3 protein-coding genes are annotated in these 21,876 nt (G+C 70.7%); all 3 read right to left on the bottom strand.

Annotation, left to right across the window (positions count from 1 at the left end; all coding sequences use genetic code 11):
* Positions 1 to 114: 114 nt before the first annotated feature.
* The 3 genes from ACFC09_RS01985 to ACFC09_RS01975 are packed head-to-tail and all read right to left on the bottom strand — an operon-like array spanning position 115 to position 21,811.
* Positions 115 to 1,152, bottom strand: coding sequence for a ricin-type beta-trefoil lectin domain protein (locus tag ACFC09_RS01985; RefSeq protein ID WP_376522798.1), 1,038 nt, complete (start codon positions 1,150 to 1,152; stop codon positions 115 to 117).
* Between the two features lie 56 nt (positions 1,153 to 1,208).
* Positions 1,209 to 3,908, bottom strand: a complete 2,700-nt coding sequence (locus ACFC09_RS01980; RefSeq protein ID WP_376522795.1) for a right-handed parallel beta-helix repeat-containing protein — start codon at positions 3,906 to 3,908, stop codon at positions 1,209 to 1,211.
* Positions 3,905 to 21,811 carry a hypothetical protein gene (locus ACFC09_RS01975; protein ID WP_376522792.1) on the bottom strand — a complete coding sequence of 5,969 codons (17,907 nt, stop codon included), beginning with the start codon at positions 21,809 to 21,811 and terminating at the stop codon, positions 3,905 to 3,907. The genes ACFC09_RS01980 and ACFC09_RS01975 overlap by 4 nt, the downstream gene beginning before the upstream one ends.
* Between the last annotated feature and the right edge of the window lie 65 nt (positions 21,812 to 21,876).

Genomic DNA, 21,876 nt, shown 5'->3' with positions numbered 1-21,876 from the left:
GGCGGGGATGGAGCGCCGATACGCCAAGGACCTGCCGTGCCGCGTCCCCGGAGTGAGACGGCTCCGCCCGCCGAAGCCGGTGTCGGCGCTTCGGCGGGCGGAGTGTGCGGTGCGTCAGGCCATGCGCCACTTCTGGTTCGAGGTACCGGCGCAGTTCCACAGTTGCAGCACGGTACCGGCGGCGGTGTTCTTGTCCTTGGCGTCCACGCACAGGTCAGGGGCGACGTCGACGAGGTCGTAGGACTTCTTCAGGGTGAACCCCTGGTGCGCGGCGCGCGACGACGAGCAGGTCGCGAGCCGCACCAGCGCGCCGTTGCCCGGGTCGGAGACGTCCAGGCACATCGTGCCGCCGAAGTTGCGGGCGGTTCCGTCGGACGGGAACGTCCAGCCCTGCGACGGGTCACCGCTGTTGCAGTCGGCGAGTACCAACTGGGTGCCGGCCGCCCGCGAACCGCCCTGGGTGGCCAGGCAGCGGTCGGCGGCGAAGTTCAGGACGAGTCCGCCGGTGAAACTGACGGACGTGCCCGTCGTCTTCGGCGGTTGTGCGGCCGAGTGCTGGGTTCCGCCGCCCGTCGTGCCGTTGCCGGTGCTCGTTCCCGGCACGGTGGCCTTGCCGTCGGCGCCGGTCTTCCCCGACTCGGACTGCGGTGGCGGCGCGGACTGTCCGGGCAGTCCCGAGCGGACGTCCTGCGCGGACGATCCGCCCTTCTTCCCCGGGGAGTCGGGCTTGGCCGCGTCGGACGGCCGGTGCGAGGCGGGCCCGGAGGCCGGGGACGAGCCGTGCGCCGACGGGCTGGACGCCGGGTCGGTGCTGCGGACCGTGGCCGCGGCCTGCGCGGTGTCGTCGCCGCCGAGCTGTGAGACGCCCGCTGCCACACCGACGCCCACGACCGCGAGGCCGGTCACGCCGGCCACCGCGATCGCCACCCGGCGGCCGGGCTTGAGCAGACGGAGACCGGAGAAGTAGTGGTGGCGGGAGAAGTCGGCCGCGAAGGACTTGCCGCCCTGCGCGGAGGGTTCGGCGGAGAGCCGGACCGCCGGTGTCTCGTCGTCGGCCCGGATCCCACCGGCCGAGGGCAGTGGCTCCTCATCGGGCTGGGGCGACGGCGGCCGCGTGGGCTCGGGGCCGCCGTGGGAGGAGGGTGTCGTCATGTATAAGTCACTCCGGTTGCCTGGAGTCGTGGGTGGACAGGGACAGGGCCTGCGTGTCAGGGCCATTCAGGAAGGTCCTGCGGGCGCAGAGTGATCAGGTCCGTCTCGTCGGGAGCCGTCATCTCCGCCACCCGGTACGCCTGGCGTTCGGTCATGGCCTGGAAGGTCTGGCGGGCGGTACGGCCGTTGCCGAACCGCTCGCCGCGGGGTGTCGCCTCGAAGTACGCGGTGAGCGCCTCGCGGGCGGAGTCCGTCAGCCGGTACTGGTGGCGTTCGGCGTGGTGCTCGACGATGTTCACCAGTTCCGGGGTGGCGTAGTCCTCGAACAGCAGGGTGCGGCTGAAACGGGAGGCCAGGCCGGGGTTGGAGTCGATGAAGTGCTCCATCTCGTCGGGGTAGCCGGCCACGATCACCACCACCGAGTCACGGTGGTCCTCCATCAGCTTCACCAGGGTGGCGATGGCCTCGTGGCCGAAGTCGTTGGATCCGGCGGCCGGGGTCAGCGAGTACGCCTCGTCGATGAACAGCACACCGCCCATCGCCTCCTCGAAGACCCGCTGGGTCTTCGGCCCGGTGTGTCCGACGTACTCGCCGACCAGCGAGGACCGGTCCGCCTCGACGAGGTGTCCGCGGTTGAGCAGTCCGACCGCGGCGAGGATACGGCCGTAGAGCCGGGCCACGGTCGTCTTGCCGGTGCCGGGGTTGCCCGCGAAGACCAGGTGTCGGCTGAGCGGGGGCGCGACCAGGCCCGCCTCCTCACGGCGCCGGACCATCTGCATGAGCTTCACCAGCGACGAGACGTCGTGCTTGACCCGCTCCAGGCCGACGAGCAGGCCCAGTTCCGCGAGCAGGTCATCCAGGCTCTCCTCGGGCACCTCCGCCTCGCCGCCGCCGTCACCGGACACGGCGTCGCCGCCCGACGCGGTGGCTTTAGTGCCCCGCGGCGTCGCCACCGCGGTCTTCGCGGTGGCCGGGAGGGCGGGTCGGGCGGTGGCTGTGCCCGGGGCCGGCCACACCGCGTCCTTGACGTCACGTGAGGCGCAGCCCGCCACCTCGGGCCGGGCGCCCTCGTCCACGCTGAGGTCCTCGCCGGTGTCGGTCACCAGCAGGTTGCGCAGCACCGGCCGGGCCTCGCCGCCGACGTGGACGGCCGGATACCCGGTGGCCGACAGGACGCAGTCCTCGTAGCTGCCCTTGCCGCCCTCGTCGACGAACAGGCCGTTCTTCCCGGTGTCGGTCACGGTGGTGCGCACCACCGTGGGAGCGCCGTCACGGGCCACCACCAGCCCGGAACCCGCGGTGCCGGACACCGCGCAGTAGCGCAGCACGGGCGTCGCCTTCTCGGCGACGACGACACCGGCCGTGCCGGCGCCGCTGACCCGGCAGCCGGTGAACTCCGCGGCGGTGTCCGGGCCGCAGGTGATGCCGGCGCGCTCGACGTCGACGATCCGGGTGTCCTGGACCTTGACCTCGCCCAGCGAATGGGCGGTGACGCCGTTGCGGCTGTGCCGTACGGTCATGCCGTCGACCGTGGCCGCCGCGTACCCGTCCAGGTGCAGGCCCGACAGTCCGCAGCCGGTCAGCCGGCAGTCCTCCAGCGTCAGCCGACCGCGCTCGGCGACCCCGATGCCGTGCTCCGGGGTGTCCTCCACCCGCAGGGCGGTGAGTTCGGCCTTCGCCTCACCGGCGACGTGGACGGCGCTGTAGGCCGATTCCCGTACGGTGCCGCCGGTGACGCGGATCTCGGCGTGCTCGCCGACCAGGATGCCGTTGCCCTCCGCGCCGCGCACCGTGGTGTCGGCGACGACCGCTCTGGCGGAGCCGCGCACCAGCACGCCGGAGGCGCGCGGGTCGTTGATCCGGCAGTCGACCAGTTCCAGCCGGGCGCTGCCGTCGGCGGAGACGCCGGCCGCGCCGCTGTCCCGCACGGAGCACATCGTCACCAGGACGTCCCCGGTGCCCGCGGCGAGGATTCCGGCCGCTCCGGCTCCGGTCACCTCGCCACCGGTGATGCGCACCCCGCCGGTGTCGTCGTCCTCCGCGCGCGGGGCGGAGCCCAGCACCCGTACGGCCTCGGCGGCGGCGTCCTTGAGCCGGCACTCGTCCAGCGTCACCGCCGCCTGTTCCTCGACGAGCAGCCCGTTGCGCCCCGGGCCGTCGACGGCGCAGCGCCGGACCACCGCCGTGGCCCCGCCGCGGACCCGGATGCCGGAGCCGCTGACGGAACGCACCGTCGAGTCCGTGAGGTGTGCGGTCGCGGCACCGGACACGACGACACCGGTGCCCGCCACGTCCGTGACGAGGGAGTCGGTCAGCCACACCGTGCCGGAGGTGTCGGCGTGCACCCCGGCCAGCGCCGCTCCCCGGACCACGCTGCGGGTGACCCGCAGCGAGGCCGCTCGCACCGCCTCCACCCGGCCGCCCGCGATGTCGCACTCCTGGAGTTCGGTGGTGCCGGCGGTCACCAGCAGCAGCGGCCGGGACGGGTCCGTGCCCAGCACGGTGACACCGTTCAGCGTCGCGGAGGCGGACAGTTCCAGCGCGGGCACGCCCGAGGTGACCGGCGTCAGCCGTACGGTGCCTGGTCCCTCCTCGGCGACGAGCGTCACCGTGCGGTCGATCAGCAGGCGTTCGGGATAGTCGCCGGCGGTGATCCGGATCTCGTCGTGGTTGTCCGCCGCCCGCACCGCGTCGGCGATGGTGCGGAACGCGCCGCGGCGCGCGTTCGGCCGTACGTGATGGATGGCGGGACTCACCTGTCGCTTCCCTCCGTGGGTGTGCGGTGTGCGCCGGGCTCGACGAACCCGGGGTTGGTCAGGTACCGGCCGACCGGACGGCCCCCTTCCAGACGCTGCGCGCCCCGGATGTACCGGCTGTCCACCCCGCCGGGGTAGAGCACCTCCGCCCGCTCGGGGTGCGGGCCGGCCAGGTCGAGTGTCGCGTCGGCGTCGACGCCGCCGGGCGCGGCGATGTCGTACCGCCAGCCGTACCGGCCCAGCAGTTCGTCGGTCGCGGACGTGTTGGCCGCGGCCTGCTCGCGCAGCCAGCCGATCTTCCGGGTGGCGGTGACCCAGGCGCTGTCGGGGACGTCCCGCCCGCTCACATGTGTCGCCACGTGGACCAGCGCGTCGCCCGCGGGCCGCAGCCCGTCCGCGAACACGGCGGCGGGGCGGTCCGCTCCCGCCGGGCCGAAGACGTACAGGTCCTCGCCGTCGTCGCCGCGCCAGTGCAGTCCGCCGCTCCAGGGCGCGGCCCGGAGCGCGTCCTCGATGTGCTCCCCTGCCGCGACGGCGATGCGCGGCGCCGGCGCGGCGCCGGGTGCCGGGGACGACGACGGCAGGGTCAGCGGTGTGACCGTCACGGGCGCGGTCTCACCGGGCAGATACCAGTGCCAGGCGCCCAGACCGCCGTCCGTGGCGGGTGGCACGAAGGAGCCCCGGAGGCCGAGCGCGCCGTTCTCGATGGCGTACGCGGAGGTGTGCGGGGTGTCCCCGTTGTGGCCCCACATCGTCCACCGCGGGGTGCGGGCGAGCGGCTCGGGGTGTTGTTGCCTGACGGTCTCGAACGCCTCGTTCGGGTTCGGGTGTGCCGGTCCGGACGGCGACGCGGACACCTCGGTGACGCCGGGGGTCGACGCCCCGGACGGCTCGGGTGTCGTCACCGACACGGTTCCCTCCTCGGCGGTGGCATGTGTTTCGGTCGCGACCCTACCTTGCGCAGGTGTCGCTTGCGTGGGTGAGGTGTGTGTTGCGACCGCTTCGACCGGTTCCGGTTCCCTGGTGTGCGCTGTCAGAAGTGTGTCATCCCGGCCGGGCCTCGTGGGAGACGGGGCTGTCCGGGAGCCCGGGGCGGGCACTGGGTCCGGTGCCGGGTTGCGTATCGGGTCGGGTATCGGGTCGGGTACGGCGGCAGGTGTCTGCCGGACCGAGGGGGACTTGAAAGTGTTCCCGTGCGGGGAGGTGTTCCCGCGTACGGACGTCTCCACGTGGTCGGACGCGTCGCTGTGCACAGGCGTCCCCACGTGCGCGGAGGTGTCCCCTCGTACGGAGGCGTCTCCATGTACGGGGGTGTCCCCATGTACGGAGGTGTCCCCGCGCACAGGCGTCCCCACGTGCTCGGCGGTGTTCCCACGTACGGAGGTTTCTCCGTGCGCGGTGTCCGTCGGGTGGCCGGTGCCCAGGGTGCGGGGCTTGTACTGGGGAGCCCCCGGCCGGGTGAAGACATGGCCCCGCTCGACCACGACACGGTCGGTGATCTCCGCGGAGGGCACCGAGAAGCCGGCCAGGACGACGCCCGAGACCTCGGTGTCCGTGCCGCCGCGGTGGAACGTGAACGTGAACCTGACATGGCCGTCGTAGTGTTCGAGCGGGGTGGGGATCTTGGCGTTGCTGAAGGTACGGCCGCCGGTGACCTGGTCGCTGCGGGTTCGGCGGCGGAAGCCGCCGCCGAACGTGAACGCCGCCCCCAGCTTGTTCTCCAGCGCGCTGGTGACCGCGCCGAGCTGGCCCAGCAGGAAGAATTGCCGCGAGTGCAGCCCCCGTCGGGTGAACAGGCGGTACTTCTCGCCGGCCAGCGCCACTTCGGCCCTGGGCTCGGGGCGCACGTGCGTCAGGCCAACGATCTCCGCCCTGGCCGACACCCACGCCTCGCTGCCGTTCACCCGGAACGACTCGCCCTTCAGCTCGCCGCCGCGAGTCAGCCTGGGCAGCTCGGCCATCAGGCGGTCCTTGGTGAACTCGCCCATGACCAGTTCACTCCGCGGCGTTCCGGCTCGGGTGGCGTCCCGCCAGGCGCCGCCGAACGCCTTGCCGCCCTCGCTGTCGAGCAGGCCGCGCAGCGACTGGACGTCAGGCAGGTCACGGACGAGCTGGCCGCCCGACATGCCGTCGGCCAGCAGCGACTCCGGCGGCTTGGGCTGCTCGGTCTTCGGGGGCTCCTGGCCCGAGCGCTTCGGCGGCCGGGGCCGTCCGGCACCCGGCTCCGGGGCCGCGAAGCGCGCCAGATCGGGGCCCGGGACCTGGACGGCGTCGGCGCTCGGGATGACGGCCTGGAAGCCGATCTCGGCCACGCCTACCCTGCGCGTCCGCACGCCGAAGGTCCTCCTGGTCATCGGGGCGAAGCCGAGCGCCCCTCGGCCGGTCCGCCTGGCGTCGAGCGCCTTCTGGATACGGGCGCCCTGCTCCGTGAGCGCCGCGTCGAACTCGGCCTTCGCCGCGTCGAAATCGAGCCGCAGGGGATCGTCCGCGCTCTGGGGACGGCCCGCCGGGTCGCCCGCGCGGACCTCGTCGCCCACGCCGCCGCCCGACACATCCCGCGGCGGACCGTCGGTACCCAGCAGGCCCCGCGACGGACCGTCGGTGCCGGGCAGGCCCCGCGACGGACCATCGGTGCCGGGCAGGCCCCGCGACGGACCATCGGTACCCGGCAGGCCCCGCGACGGACCGTCGGTGCCGGACGTCCCGTGCGCGTCGCCCGGCCGGCCGGTCCCCCGGGCGTCGAGCTGCTGCCGGAGGTCGGCGACCTTGTCGCGCAACACGTCGAAATCGGCCTGCGCCTCGATGGCCTCCTTCGACACGTGGGTGTCGACCCCGCGCCCGAAGGGCCGCCAGCGGTCGCGGAACTCGAAGTGCAGCCGGGCCACGCCGTCGAAGACGCTGCCGGGGACCTTGGTCTTGGTACCGGCCGCGGAGCGGACACCGGAGGAGGAGTCCGCGAGGCGCTCGGTCTGGGTGGTGTGGGCCAGGGTGCCGCCGCCGAAGACCTCGGCCGGCGAGGCGCCGACCGGGTCGGTGGTGCCGACGACGGTCACGTTGGTGCCGTCGGAGGTGATCTGCGGCCCGCCGGGGCCGGCCTCCGTACGTCCCCCGCCCACGCTGTCGAGGGTGGCCGAATTGAACTCGGTCGCCTTGGTGTTGGCGGTGTGGGTCATCTCCTTCACGCTCGCGCTGATGACCAGTTCACGGCCGTTCACGCGGACCACCCAGGGCTGACCGGACATCATCGACTTCAGCCGGCGCTGGAACTCGGACGCGGGCAGGCGCTCGGCGAGCTTCGCCCGTGCCACCCGCCAGTCGGCGCCGGAGCCGAACACCTTCGGTCCGTGCGCGTCCAGCTGGCGCAGTACGTCCTCCACCAGGTTGGCGGGAGCGCCACCGGCGGTGTCCGCGCCGGGTGCCCGGTCCACGCGCACCGGGCGGGTGTCGAGCACGACGTCCTCGGCACCCAGGCGCAGCGACTCGGCGATGCGGTCGGGAACCCGGTAGTACTGGTCGGGCCGGTGGGCCGCGCCGGTCGCGGGGTCGGCGGGCAGGTCACGGACCGGGAAGGCGAACTGTCCGTCGTTGGTGACGGTGAACGTCCGCTCGCCGCCACGGCCGGGCAGCGCGTGGGAGACCTTGACCTGGACGGTGTAGGTGACTCGGCCCTTGAACAGGGCGGCCGGTTCCACGGTCTTGTTCTTGGCGACGGCCCCGCCCCGGACGTCGACGCCGTGGCCGCCGACGGACTCCTTGTGGTGCACGTGGCCGAGGGTGAACGAGACGTGCGGCGTCTTGAACCCGGCCCGCTCCCACAGGGTGCGCCGTACGTGGGTGTCCTTCTGGACGGCGGCGGCGGTGGCGGACTCGGTGCCCAGCTCGAACTCGAAGTCGTCCTCGACCCGTAGGTACTCGGTCATCCTGGCGTCGGCCGCGGTGATGTGGATGTCCGCGGTCACCGGGCCGGCGCGGAAGGTACTGCCCCAGGTGTCGCCGCCGGTGAGTCCGGCGGTCCTGGGTTGCAGGGCGATCGAGTCGAAGAACTGGCCCATCTCGGCCTCGACCTGGTCCCAGCGTTCCCCGAACGTGCCGGAGAGTTGCTGTTTCAGCTCCTTGACCACGCCGTCACCCGGTAGGTCGACCACGATGTCGCCGTTGCCGATCCGTCCGGATTCGGTCACGCGTAGCGGGGGCCGGACGGTGAGGCCGGGCCGAGCGGCGTTCGTGGCGGGCGCAGGCACGGCCGGCGTGGTCGTGGCGTCGGCCGTCGCGGCGTGGACCGCCGGACCGCCGCCGGTGCCGGTGCCGTGCGGGGCGCCCACGGCGGGGGCCGGACGGTGGAAGACCTGCGGGCCCGCCTTCGTGACCTCGTACCGCTCGGTCCGGTCCTTGGGGATCGCGACGACGAAGCGGACCTCGGTGCTGCCGCCGCGCGCCGCCGTCTCCCCGACGCGTCCGACGTGGGCGTCGACGCCGACCGTGGCGATGTACACCGCCATCGGCTCGGGGTACTTGGCGCCGGCCACACTGCTGTGGCCGGCGGACACCCCGCTGCCGGTGCGGTACCGGTGCGCGACACCGCCGCCGGGCGCGTGCACGGCGAGGGTGAAGTCGCCGGCGAGTTCAGGCTGTACGCCGCCCTGTGCCAACTGACCGTGGGTCACGGTCGATCCCAGCCGGCCGCCCAGTTCGTCGGCGACGTCGCTGAGCAGGTTGATCTCGGCGGCGTCCAGGGTCCGTACGAACTCCAGTGACTCCAGGCGCCCGTTCAGGGTGAACTGGGCGTTGGAGCGCAGCGGCACGGGCAGCGGGGTGCTGCGGGCGGTGCTGCCACGGGTGATCTGGGGCAGCGTGGCCGCGAGTTGCTCGCGGGTGGTCATGTCGTGCGCGGCCGGACGTATGCCGGGCCAGTCGGGGCCGAAGCTGTCGCGGCCGATGCCGTCGACGAGATCGCCGAGCCGGGGCAGTGGGGGTGCGCCGACGGCGCGTTCCTCGCCTGCGAGGACGTCGATGACGACCGTGTGGGACGGCAGTCCGTCGTCCCAGACCGCGGCCGAGGGCTGCCAGGCGTGGTCGCCCTCGTGCAGGTAGGGGGCCTCGGTCCGGCGCGGCCCCGGGGGCCGGGTGGCGGCGGAGAAGGCAGCGGGTTCGGGGACCGGACGGGCGTCCGCCGCGTCCACCAGGGCCTGGAAGCCGATCTGGGCCCGTCCGCCGCGCACCGGGCGGACCGGCCCGCCGGCCGTGTCCGGCGCGGCCCCGTGCGGGGCCGGGGTCGCCGGCTCCGCGGCGCCGAGGGGATCGGCGCGGTGGACGAAGGAGAGCGTGGCGACGCCGTCGAAGACGGCGCCGGGGACCTTCATCTTGACCGCAGTACCGGTACGGACCGACTCCTGGCCGATCACGGCGCCTTCGCGGTCGAACTCGGCGTGGCCGACGCCGGTGACGGTGGTCGGTCCGGCGTGCAGGTCGGCGCTCTGCACGTTCATCGTCGCCCGGACGCCGTGCTCGGAGCCCTTCGTACGAGTGTGGACGCGGGTGACGTCCGAGCCGGTGTTGAACTCGGTCCTGTCGGTGTTGCGCAGGTGCTTCATCGCCGAGACCTCCGCGGTGACCAGCAGGCTTCCCGTGTCCGGGCCCAGGTCGATCTCCAGCGCCTCGCCCGCCGTCAGGCCCTTGAGCCGGTACTGAAGGGAGTCCAGGGAGCCGAGGCGGTCGAGGACCAGTTCGCGGACCCCGGGCCAGCCGTCGCCGAAGGCCCGCCTGCCGTAGGACTCCAGGGAATGGGGGTCGTCGAGGCTGCCGAGCAGGGCCTTGTGCAGGGTGCCGGAGACCCGTTCGCCGTCGGCGTCCACGAGGAACAGGTCGCGGACGGTGTCCATGCCGCCCAGCGCGAGGGTCTGCTCGATGCGGGCCGGCGGCAGGTAGTGCCGCATCTCGGCCGGCGGGCGGACGTCGGCCTCGGCGGTGGCCACGGGCACCTTCGTCGACACCTCGACCCGGCCGGCGCGTCCGCCGTCGCCGGTGCCCAGGGGCAGGTGCTTGCCGAAGGTGGTGGTGACGGCGGAGAAGTCGAACTCGAATCGGACCTCGACGTCGAGTTTCAGCGCCGCCTCGGGGGTTTTGGCGCGGTTGAACAGCCGGCCGCTGGAGACCGTGCGGTGCGATGCGGAGCGGGACCAGTTCGAGGACAGGTGTCCCGTCAGGTCGGTGTGTGCGGCGGCCTTGCCCTTCACCAGCACGCCGGTGGTGACGGCGGAACGTGTCTCGCGCTGGAAGCCGTCGCGTACCAGGGACTCGCTGCCGTCCTCGAACTCAAGGCTCTTGAAGGCACCGTCGGTCTCCGCCTTCGTCACCTCGGCCCGGACCGTGACGTCACCGCTGAAGCCGGCCACGTCCATGGTGAGGGTGCGGGACTCACCGCGGGTCAGGGCCGACAGCGACGGCCAGACCTCCCTGCCGAGCTGCGTCCGCAGGTCGGTACGGAGCGTGTCGCGCTGGGCCGGGGTGAGGATGTCGTCGAAGTACGCGACGAGGTCCCGTGTGACGGTGCCGACGGCCTCCTCGGACGGCAGGACGCGGTCGGCTCCGCCGATCTGTCCGCCGGACGTCATCCGGACGGGAGCCGACGGCGACGACTCGGCGGCCGGTCGCGGCGCGGGAGGGGTGCCCGGTGTCCTCCCTCCGGTCCCGGACGGCAGTGGGCTCGCGGCCGGGAACGGGTCCGGGGCGTCGAGCACCTGCCGGACGGCGTCGGGTACCTGCCGGACGGCGTCGCCCACGGCCCCGGGAGCGCTCGTGGTCTCCGGGGCGGGGACGTGCTGCCGGGGCACGTCGTCCGATGTGTGAGAGGTCGGGGACGTGTCGAGGCTCCGCGGGAGGCCGGTCTCGCCGGGGACATCCCGCTGCGGCCCGGACGACTCCGGCGACACCGTGTGGTCCGCCATGGGTACGTCCGGACGTCCGGGGGACGGGACGTGGTGGCCGGTTCCCGGTGTCTCGACGGAGTGAGGTGCGGTGAGGTAGTCCACGACCCTGTCGACGTCGCTCCGCGCGAAGCCCTTGACGTGTTTGTCCTCGACGGGCTTCAGATTCCTGACATAGGGCCGGTCACCGCCACCGGGCACCCAGTTCGGGTGCTCGAACCTGTCGGTGAGGTTTTTGAGTTCCGCTTTGACGTCGTCGGGGAACTGCCCCTTGTACAGCGCTTTGTACTTTGCTTCCGTCAGGGTGCGTACGGCCTTGTCCGCGAGGACGATCTGACCGGAACGGGTGGGCGGGTGATCGATGACGATGCGCTCGTAGCCGGGAGCGAGCCCGTGGTCGGCGGTCCGGCCGGTCCCGTCCACGGCGTGCCACTTGGCCATGCGGGCGCCACCGTTGCTGCCTGCTTCCTCCAGGTAGCGAACCTGGTGACCGGAGAGAGCCAGCGCTTCGAGATTGCCGCTGCGGAAACCGAGATGCCTGAGATGACCGTCGCTCGCCCGGTTCAGGTACTCGAACAGCCGCATCTGGCCGATACGGGTGTTGCCGCCCCACGTGTCGAGTCCCTTGGGCTGCTTCCAGAACGCGGTGAGGTCGTGCACCTCAAGGCCGGAGTCCCGGAACTGCTGCGCCATGGCGGGGAACTTGCTCGGACGGCCGGAGTGGGCGGAGGCGTCTCCGGCGAGGAGGACGAGGGGGCCCCGCGGACGGTCCGTGGTGCGGTGGTGCAGGCTGTCCAGGATCTGCGTCATGCCGGTGTGGCTGGTGTCGTGCTCGATGTGGATCTCCCCGCGCTTGCCGCTGAACCGGGTCCACAGGACGACGACGTCGCGTCCGGCCGCGTCGGGCACGCCCCGGTCGGTCAGCCAGGAGCCGACCGCTTGCTGCACCTCAGGCGTGAAATGACCGTCGTCCAGTTTCCACGCCGTGCGCAGGGTCTCGCGCAGTTCGGGACTGAAGCGCTTTCCGACCAGCGTCGTCGCCGCACCCACCGGAAGGATCAGATGGTCGTCGAAGTCCTTCCGCCGAGGCATCTTGCCCGCATCGACCGTCGGCAGCACATCGGCATTGATCTCGTGCCACTGCTCCATCTTCAGATCCTTGGTCTGCTGCCCTTCCCCCAGTTCCTTGACCAGAACACGGCTCGGATCGATGCCACTGGCCAGATAGAAGTCGTGGATGTCCGTGCTGCGGTCCCGGAAGTCCTTGGCGTCGCGTATCAGCAGCAGGCGGAGCTCGGGGTCGGCGTGCAGGGCCGCGGCGACGCCGAACTGGTCGCCGGTGGCGTACCCGTTCTGGACCAGCACCGTCCGCAGCCGCGGGTCGACGGACTTCGCGTGCTGTGCCGCCTTCGCCGCCTTGTCCTCCTGCGTCCCCTGCGTCCCCTGCGCCTCCTTGACCTTGGGGGCCTTGCCCTTCGGCGCCTTGCCAGGCGCCGGCCTGCCGCTGTCGCTCTCCTCGGGACGGCCGGTGTGCGCGGACGGCTGCGGGTGCGGCGCCCCCGTGTCGCGGGCCACGGGCGAGTCGGTGTGGGCCGATGCGGACGCGGCGTCGTGGGCGCTCGCCGACTGCGCCGGTGCGGGCAGTTCCGGCCGTGCTCCGTGCGGCAGGAGGACCTGGCTGCCGTGCTCGGTCAGCAGCAGTCCGCCGTTCACCCTCTTGACCAGGCCCTTCCCCTCCAGGGCCTTGGAGTGTTTGTCGAAGGCCCTCTTGGTGAGGCCGAAGGTCCTCCCCGACTCGGTCGGTGTGCTGAGATCGCCGTGCTCGACCAGGCCCCGGGCCACCGGCACCATCTCCTGCGCGGCCTTGTCCCCGAAGATCGGGGAGAGCGCAGTGTGCACACGTGTGCCCTCGGCCTCGAACAGCGCGGATACGGAGCTCTCGGCGGCGGACGTCGTGGACCCGGACGCCTTGGGTACGGCGGCCTCGGGGACCGGAGCCTTGGCGCCGGGGCCCTTGCCGGCGGGGCCCTTGGGCGTGGAGCCCTTGGGAACGGAGCCGCTCTGCCAGTTCGTCAGCTTCGCATCGATCTGATCGAAGAGTTCCTGCCTCTTCCGGAGCAGTTCGACGGCCAGGTCATGGCGCTCACCCGTGGAACCTTCTTGGAACTTCTTCGTCAGATCGATCGACTGCTGAGCGTATGCCTTCGCGTCCTTCAGGTGGTCCTTGCCCTTGCCGACGTGGCCGGTCGCCTTGCTGTTGTCGGCCTGGCGCAGCGCGTCCGACGCCATGTCGTGCTGCTTGCCGGCGGCGCGGGCGACAGGGTCGATGGTGCCGTCGGCGAAGTAGCGCCCGTCACCGTGTTCGTTGACGACGTGCAAGGGCCGCGGCATCCCCTGGTGGACCACGGCGTTCATCGGGGTGATGGGCAGCCCGGAGCCGAACTTGGCCTCGGGTCGGAAGAGTTGGGAGACGACCTTGCCCAGTCCGTCCACGTCGAGCCCGAGGACGTGGGCCGGGAAGGCGCCGCCGATGCTGTCCACCTCACGGATGACCGACAGGGCGAGGGCCTCCACCACGTGCTCCCCGTGGAACACCTCCTGCTCGAAGGTGACCGTGCGGGTGATGCCGTTGTTCTGCGGATAGGTCTGGGTCCACTGGGCCCGCTTGCCGATGTCGGTGAAGCCCTCGTCGTACTGTGCGGTCCGGAAGACCTTCGTACCGTCTCCCAGTTCCGGCATCGTCTTCTTGTCCAGCGACAGTTCCTGCATCGTCTTGCGGTCCAGCGGATGCAGTTGGTCGTGCAGCGACACCCAGCCGCCCTGGTCCTTGAGCACCTCGGCGTCGAAGACGACGGTGGTCGGTCCGTACCGGCTGTCCATGGCTCCGTCTGAGACCTCCATGCGGAAGAAGACGAAGTCGTCGTTGCCCAGATTGCTCGTGTTGTTGGCCGAGCTCTTGCCGGAGGCCAGGTGCTTCACGTTCCGACGGGCCAGGTCGCCCTGGGACGACATCACACCGCTGTTCGCGATGGCGTGGTAGGCCGGTGTGGCATGTTTGATGCGGTACGGAAGGTCCAGCAGCCTTTGTTTCAGGGCGAGGAGGGCCTGCTGTTGCGCGGGCGGCTTTCCTGCGATGAGACGGTCGATCTCCTGGCGCAGATTCCTGATGTTCTCCTTCGAGAGGTTCTCGACGAACTTCTCCTTCTCCATGCTCTCCTGGCGCAGGTGCTCCAGCTCGGTCCGGGAGAGATCGTGTGCGGGCGTCTTCGGCTTGGACGTCAGCGTCTCGATGTCGCCGAGGACCGTCTGCCACCGGCCCTCGGTGCCGGGGAGCACCGCCTGCCACTGCGTTCCCGTCGGGACGTCGGCGTACGCCTTGCCCGTGCGGAACTCACGGAGCCACCGCGGGGCACCGCTCCGCAGGCCCTTGGCCGCCCGGTAGGTGCTGAAGTCCTTCTCCAGCCGTACCGCGTCGTCCGGTCCGGCCTTCCGGATGGCGTCCTCCGCCAGCTCGACGAGGTGGCCGGCCGCCAGGACCAGAGGTCCGTGCGCGTTGCGCAGGGCGTAGCCGCCCCCCAGCCGCGAGGCATCCGTGATGAACCCGCCGAGCACCCCGTCCAGCATGCTGACGGACGAGCGCAACCGGTCCACATGGCTCTGGACCTCTGCGGATGTCAGCCCGCCGGAGTCCGTCGCCCTGCCCTTGCCCTCCCCCGTCACGGTGCTCTCGGGCGCCAGGATCTTTTCCAGCTCCGCGGCCTGGACACGTATCTGATCGACCTGCTGCTGGACGTCCTGGCCGCGCCAGATGACCTGATCCGGGCGGGGATTGGGGCCACCGAGCCCGTCACGGGCCCTGATGTCGAGTTCGCGGGCGTGCTGCTGGAGGCGAACGGCGTGATCGAGGTCGGCTGCGGCGGCGAACGTGTCGACGAGACGGCTCAGCTCCTGCTGGGAGTGCGTACCGGCAGACACCAGATCGCTCACCGCGCTGTCCAGCGCGTGCCAGGCGGTCGCCGTCTTGGCGGTTGCCGTGTCGAACTCGGCCCCCTTCACCGCCAGCTTGCCCTCGGCCGCGGTCAGGTTCTTCTCCTCCGACTTGACAGCGGTGGCCGCGCTGTCAAGCCGCCGCTGCCCCGCCTTGTCCAGCTCAGACAGGCTTGCGTACTTGGCCTGTTCCGCGGCCAGCTTCTCCTTGGCGGCCTGGACCTTGGCCTTCACGTTGTCGCGTGCGGCGGTGGCATCGTCCAGACGCACCTTCGCCGAGGGCACCTGGCCCGCCTTCTTGGTGTGCTCGGACAGCAGCTCGTCCAGATGGTGCGGCTCGCCCGCGCCGTGCGGGGACGCCTGATGCGCACCGGCAACCGCTCGCGGACGCTCCTTCAGGCTCTGCGTGTAAAGGGCCGACAGGTCCCGGTCCAGACGGTTAGGATCAAGACCGAGCCTCGCCAGATCCCGCTTCGCCGAGTGAAGGTCGGCCTCCGCAGTGGACAGGTCCTGCCGGAGCTTCAGCTCATGTGCGCTCGGTCCGCTCGACCCGCCGACGTGCGGTCGCTCGCCTCCCCGTTGCTCCTGAAGCCGGCCGATGTCGTTGCGCGCCTGTGTGAGTTTGCCCCACGCCTCCACACGAGCGTCGTACAACGGATGCCGCGAACCGCCGAACAGATCGTCGATCCGCTTCGCATCCGCATCCTGAAGACGCTGAATCTCACCCGGCGTCAGCCGTCCGGAATCCCCCACGCCGTGGTCGGACGTACTGCCGTCGGCATGGGCACCCGAGGACGAGCCGGAGCCCGGGGCCGGCCCGTCCGGCGCGGACGTCTCCGCTCTCGACCCCTTCGCGCCGACAGCCTTGGCGTCTCCCGCAACCTTTACGTCATCGTCCTTGACGTCAACCGTCTTCGCGTCAGCGGTCTTGACGTCAGCGCCCTTGACGTCAACCGTCTTCGCATCAGCGGTCTTGATGGCGTCGCTCTTGATGGCGGCACCCTTGGCGTTCCCGCCCTTCGGTTTGCCGCCCTTGGCCGGCTGCCCCTCCTTGGACCCCGTTGCCTCCCCCTTCACGGACCCGTCGCCGTGGAGCCTCCTGACCTCCGTCTCCCAGTTCTGCTCCAGGTGTGTGACCTCCTTGAGGAAGTCCTCCCGCTTCTTCAGGAGACCGTCGACCAGTTGCTGGCGGGCCGGGGGGCTCCCGGCCTTCCACTCCTTCGTCAGGTCGATGGACCTCTGCACGGAGACCTTCGCGTCCTTGAGGTTCTGTGCGACGTTCTTGGTGCTGTTCTCCTGCACACCGTGCTCGGCCGACCGGAACGCGTCGTCTCCCGCATCGAAGTGCTTGCCGGCCCACCGCCCGATCGGGTCCATCGTCCCGTCGGGGAAGTACCGGCCGTCACCATCAGGATCATGAACATGCAATGGCTGCGGACCGACGCCCAGAACCTTCGTCTCACCCGCCGAAAGCTCATCCAATGCCCTCGGCATGATCGGCAGGCCGGAGCCGAACTTCGCCTCCGGACGGAACAGCTTCGACACCAGACGGCCGAGATCATCAGCCGACATCTTCAGCACGAGATCCGCGTACTCGGAACCCATGTGAATCACCTCGCGCACCACCGACAGCGCGAGAGCATCGGTCACATCACCACCATGGAACACCTCCTCCTCGAAGGTGACCGTCCGGGTGAAATCAGGCTCGGCACTGTGCGGATACGTGTAAGTCCACTGTGCGTGCTTGCCGATGCCGGTAAAGCCCTCGTCGTACTGCGCGGTGCGGAAGACCTTCGTCGTCGGTTCGCCCCCGGGCGCCGACTCTCCCTTCACCTCAAGCTTCTGCATCGCGGGACGGTCCAACGGATGCAACTGGTCGTGCAGGGAGACCCAGCCCCCGTGCTCCTTCAGCACGTTCGCATCGAACACCAGCGTGGTCGAACCATAGCGGGTGACCATCTTCTCGTCGCCAACATCCATGCGGAAGAAAACGAAATCGTCATTGCCCAGGCTCGACGTGTTCTTCACCGAACTCTTCCCGGACGCCAGGAACTTGACATCCCGCCGTGCCAGATCTCCCTGGGAGGACATCAGCCCGCTGTTGGCTATCGCATGGTACGCAGACGTCGCATGCTTGATCCGGTACGGAAGACCCTGTAGGTCCGTCAACAGCCTACGGAAATCCTGCTCCCGGCCAGGATATTTCTTCAGCAGGTCCTCGAAATCGGACTTCAGCCTCTCCAGATTCTTCTGTGACAGATCACGAACAAAGTTGTTCTGCTGCTCGGGCGTCAGCTTGCTCAGATCACCGAAATGCGCCAAGTCCGTCCTTTTACCCGGCAGTACGGCCTTCCACTGGGTTCCCGTCGGAACCTCGCCATACGCCTTGTCCGAACGGAACTTCCGCACCACCTGGGCCAGCTCATGGAAGTCGGCAACGGCCTTCTTCGTGCTGAAGACATCCTTGACACGCACCACCTCACCCGGCGACGCGTCCTTGACCGCATGATTCACCCGCTGCGCGAGCTTGCCCGCGGTGAAGGACAACGGGCCGTGCTCCGCACGCAGCGCGTAAGCGCCACCCACCTCGGCCGCGTCCTTGAGGAACCCCTTCTCCAGCATCGACCCGAGATGCTCCGCCGACTCGCCCAGGGCCGTTGCGGAACTCTTGAGTTCCTGGGTCACCTTCACATCGACCGAAGTCGTGCGGCCCGACTTCGTCACGGGACCGACAAGCAGCTCCTCCAGCTTCGCGGACTGCGCCAGGACCTGCTCCGCCTGCTGTCGCACATCCTTGCCGGACAGCGACATCTGATCCCAACGGACCGGACGACCGGAATCCAGTGCCTCCTTCATCGCGAGGTGCAGATCGCCCGCATGCGCCCGCAGTTTTTCCGCGACATCCAGGTGCCCGGACGCAGCGAACTTCTCCACATACCGATGCACGTCCCGCTGCGCAAGATCACGAGTGGCCACGTGGAGATCCACACCGGCAGCAAGATCGTCATTGGCCTTCTTCAGGGCATCCCGGACCGTCTGCAAGCCGGACTCCTCCCTGATCTTGTCCGCCAGGGCCTTTTCCTCGGCTTCTTTTGCCTTGGTGTAGTCCTTCTCCGCTTTCGCGATCGCACCCTTGTTGGTGCCCTGCTCCAACTGGGCGAGCTTTTCCCTCAGCGGTCGGAGTTTGGCGGCCTTCGCCTCGTACGACTTCCCGGCCAGGGCAGCCTTCGACTCGGCGCTCGGCACGGCCTTCTCGGCGGTCTGAAGCTGCGCCATCAAGTCGTCGAGCCTCGCCGGCCCTCCCGCGGGATTCGTCACCGGCCGCTGCACACCGGCCCCGTCCAGACGCGGATGCTCCTTCAGGCTCTGGGCGTGCAGATCCCAGAGCCGCCGGTCCAGGTCCGTGGCGTCGACGCCCAGCTCGTCGAGTTGGTGTGCCAACTCGTCGAGGTTGTTCTTCGCCGCGGACAGGTCCTGCTCCAGCTTCAGCTCATGCGCGCTCGGCCCACTCGATCCCCCGGCGTGCGGCTGATCGTCCCGCACCTGCCCTTCCAGCCGGCCCAGGTCATAACGCGCCTGCGTGAACTTCCGCCACACCTCCCGGCGATCACCGGTCAGCGGATCTTGTGAGCCGCCGAACAGCACGTCGATGCGTTCTCCGTCCAGCTTCCAGAACCGTTCGATCTCGCCCGGCGAGAACGGCAGGGACCTGCCCACCGCTGCGGGAACGCCGGTGGTGCCGGTCTTCGTACCGACCGCCGTACCCTCGGCGGGGAGTCCGTGCCCGGCCAGGGCCTCGGAACGCGTGACACGCACCGGCCCCGCGTCGCCGCCCGCCTGCCCTGCCGACGCGGCCCCGTGTTCGGCGGCAGCGCCGGACACACGACTCGGTCGCGGTCCGGGGATGCCCAGGGCGTCGAGGTGTCCCTCGATGGTCTCGGCGTCCATGCCGAGCCGGGACAGCTTGCCCTCGGCGATGTCCAGGGCGACCTCTGCCTGCTGTACGTCGAGTTTGGCGGCGGCCTGGTCGACGTTCTCGGAGGGCCGGCCGAGCTTCCCGCCCGTGAGGTCGAGTTCACGCCTGGCGCCGGCGAGCTTGGCGCTCGCCGCCTCGAACTCGTCCCAGGCGGCCAGTCGCTCCTTGCCGGTCTTGCCGGTGGCACCGCCGGTGACCGCCTCGAACCTGCTCAGCGGCCCAGGCTTGCCACCTGCGGTCGGACGCGGTCTCGGGGCCGGGGTGGGATTCGGGCGCAGGGCGACGTGCTCACCGACCAGCACCGCGCCCGAGCCGTCGTCCAGCGAGCGTCCGACGCCGGCCAGGTGTGCGTCGGGGCCGGTCCTGACGTGGGTCGTGGCGGCCGCGCCGGCGGTGTCGCCGGTGCCTTCCCGTTCGCCGAGCAGATCGAGGTTCTCGCGGGCCGACACCCCGAGGTGGTCGCCCTGCGCGGTGACCGAGGGAGACTCGGGTTCTTCGGCCAGCCGCTCCGGGGAGTTCAGGCTCCTGGTGCCGCCGGAGAGGTCGTCGAGGTCGTGTGCGGCCTTCCTGACGCCGCCGCCGACGGACTGTCCGGTCGTGCTGCCGGTCTTGACCCCGCCGGTGGCCGCGGCGCCCGCCGAGCCGGTCTTGACGTCGGCGGTGACCGCGGACGTACCCACGGAACCCGCCTTCATGTCGCCGGTGACCGAGGACGTGCCGACGGAACCCGCCTTCACCTCAGTGGTGACCGAAGACATGCCGACGGAACCGGTCTTGATCTCGACGGCGGGCGACGAGACCGCCGCGCCCGCCTTGGCCTCGACGGTGACCGGAGCCGTACCGGTCGCACCCGCCTTGGCGTCGACCGCCGCACCGGCATTGACATCGACCGCCGTCGCCTTGATGTCCGTCGCCGGGGCATGGGCGCCAAGGGTGCCGGCCTTGATGTCCGCGGTCGCGGACGTCGTGCCCACCGACCCCGCCTTGACGTCGGCCGTCACCGGGGTCGAGGCGGCCGAACCCGTCTTGACGTCCGTCGTGACGTGGCCGGCCGTGGCCGCGGGAGGCGGCGTCTGGAGGCCGTGGGCGGTCCCGTGGGCCGCCACGAGGTCGGCCGTGCCCAGGGCCTGGTGCACCTCGGGGGCGACGACGATCTGCTTGCCCTCGCCGTTGGTGAGGCCCGAGCCGCGGTAGTCCACGTGCAGCGTGGTCGGCATGCCGTTCTGGGCGCCGACCTGCATGCTGATGCCGTCGTGTGTCATCCGGATGCCGGAGATGTCACCGTCCACGATGCTGCGCAGCTCGGGGATGCCCAGCTCGTGGAAGTCCTCGACGTGGCCGGTGGCGACCCGCACCGAGGACATGGCGTCGCTGAGCGATGCCGACAGGCCGGAGGCGGAGGGCGTCAGGTCGCCCCGCAGGGCGTGCAGGCCGCTGGAGCCGAGGTCCGAGAAGCCGTGCCCGGCGGCGAGGTTCGTCCCGCCCAGGTGGGTGGGCAGCGGCTCCAGCAGTCCGGCGGCGGTGCGCTGGAATCCGGTGGCGTGGTCGAAGGCGGCCAGGTGGTCGACGGCGTCCAGACCTCCGGCGTTCGCCATCACGTTGCCGACGGAGTCGAGATGAGTGCCCCCGTTCAGCGAGTGCAGGGACGTCAGGCTGGTGTTCATGCCGCCGATGTCGGTCCCGAGGTTGATGCCGTGCAGGCCGCCCAGTCGGGAGTCGATCCCGGTGTTGAGGCCGCGGAGACCACCGGGGTCGAAGCCCTGCAAGGCACCGTGGCCGAGGCCGTTGAAGGAGGCACCGGTCGGTAGCCCGGTGAGGCCGCCGTGTCCGCCGGTCAACGCGCCGACGTGCAGGGCGCCGCCGAGGGCCGACTGCGGCAGGTGGGCGGTCGGGGTCAGCAGACGGGTGCCGAAGCCCATCTTGAAGGCGCCCCTGAAGCCGGCGCCGAGTTCGAAGAAGTCCACCGGCAGCACGGCGCCGAGCAGGAAGCGTCCGCCGAAGCTGACGGGATAGACGGCCACCTTGCCGATCGTGGTGCTGATGCCGGCGGTGGCGACCTGGAAGTCGGTACGGAAGGTGTTGGCGAGCAGCTTCAGGCCGGCGGCGGTGATCTTGACGCCCTTCATGGCCAGGTCGGCCATTCCGCTCAGTCCGCGCAGGACGAGACCGGGCAGCGCCGTCACCCCGTTGTAGATGTTCTTGATGGTGATGCCGCTGGTGAGGAGGTGGCCCAGGGTGCCGCCCAGCTTGGTCACACCTGCGGAGAGCGACTTGGGCAGGTTCTTCAGCGCGTTGAACACGCCCTTGGCCAGCGCGCCGACGTTGATGCCCTTGGTGGAGGGGAAGAGGATGCCGACGAAGGCGAGCACCACGTCCAGGATGCTCGCCTTGCCCTCGGCGAACTCGACGAGTGTGCCGATGAAGACGACCATGCCGAGGCCGAAGGCGAGCAGGCCGATCCAGCCGCCGAAGATCGCGCCCACGATGGCCAGGATGATCTCCAGGATGCCTATGGCCTGGAGGAACAGCTGCCAGCCACTGAGCGGCTGGCGGATCAGGTGCTCGGCTTCCGTGAGCCTGTGCTGGTAGGTCCTGACGGCGTCGTTGTAGTCGCCCTGGGCGGCGTGTGCCTGGTCCTTGAGGCCGGCCAGCTGCGGATCTTCCTTCGACAGTCCCTGAGCGGCGTTCAGCGCCTGCTCGGTCCTCGCCTGGGCGTCCTCGACCGCGGTCCGGTAGGCCGAGGTCGCGTCCGCCGCGAGGCCGAAGGACTGGCCGATGGCGTCGATGAACTGCTTGAGGTGTCCGTCGATCTTCTCGCGCAGCGCCTCCGCGGCCTTGCCGACGAAACCGTTGCCCGATCCCGTCTTGTCGAGGATGCGGTTCAGACCGCTGGTGACCTCGTTGCCCAGCGCCTCGGTGTCGTGCAGAGCCGACTGGAAGCTCGCCAGGACGGTCGGATCGCCAGGTGTGGGGTCGCCGTGCATCCCCAGCGCACTCCAGTCCTCCGGCCGTGGCATGCGCACTCTCCGTACACTCGAACCGCCCCATGGCGCAGGGTGCGCGGGGGTGGTTGGTTCACACG

Source organism: Streptomyces sp. NPDC056161 (assembly GCF_042268025.1).
Classification (GTDB): domain Bacteria; phylum Actinomycetota; class Actinomycetes; order Streptomycetales; family Streptomycetaceae; genus Streptomyces.
This window is presented reverse-complemented; position numbering and strand designations above follow the sequence as displayed.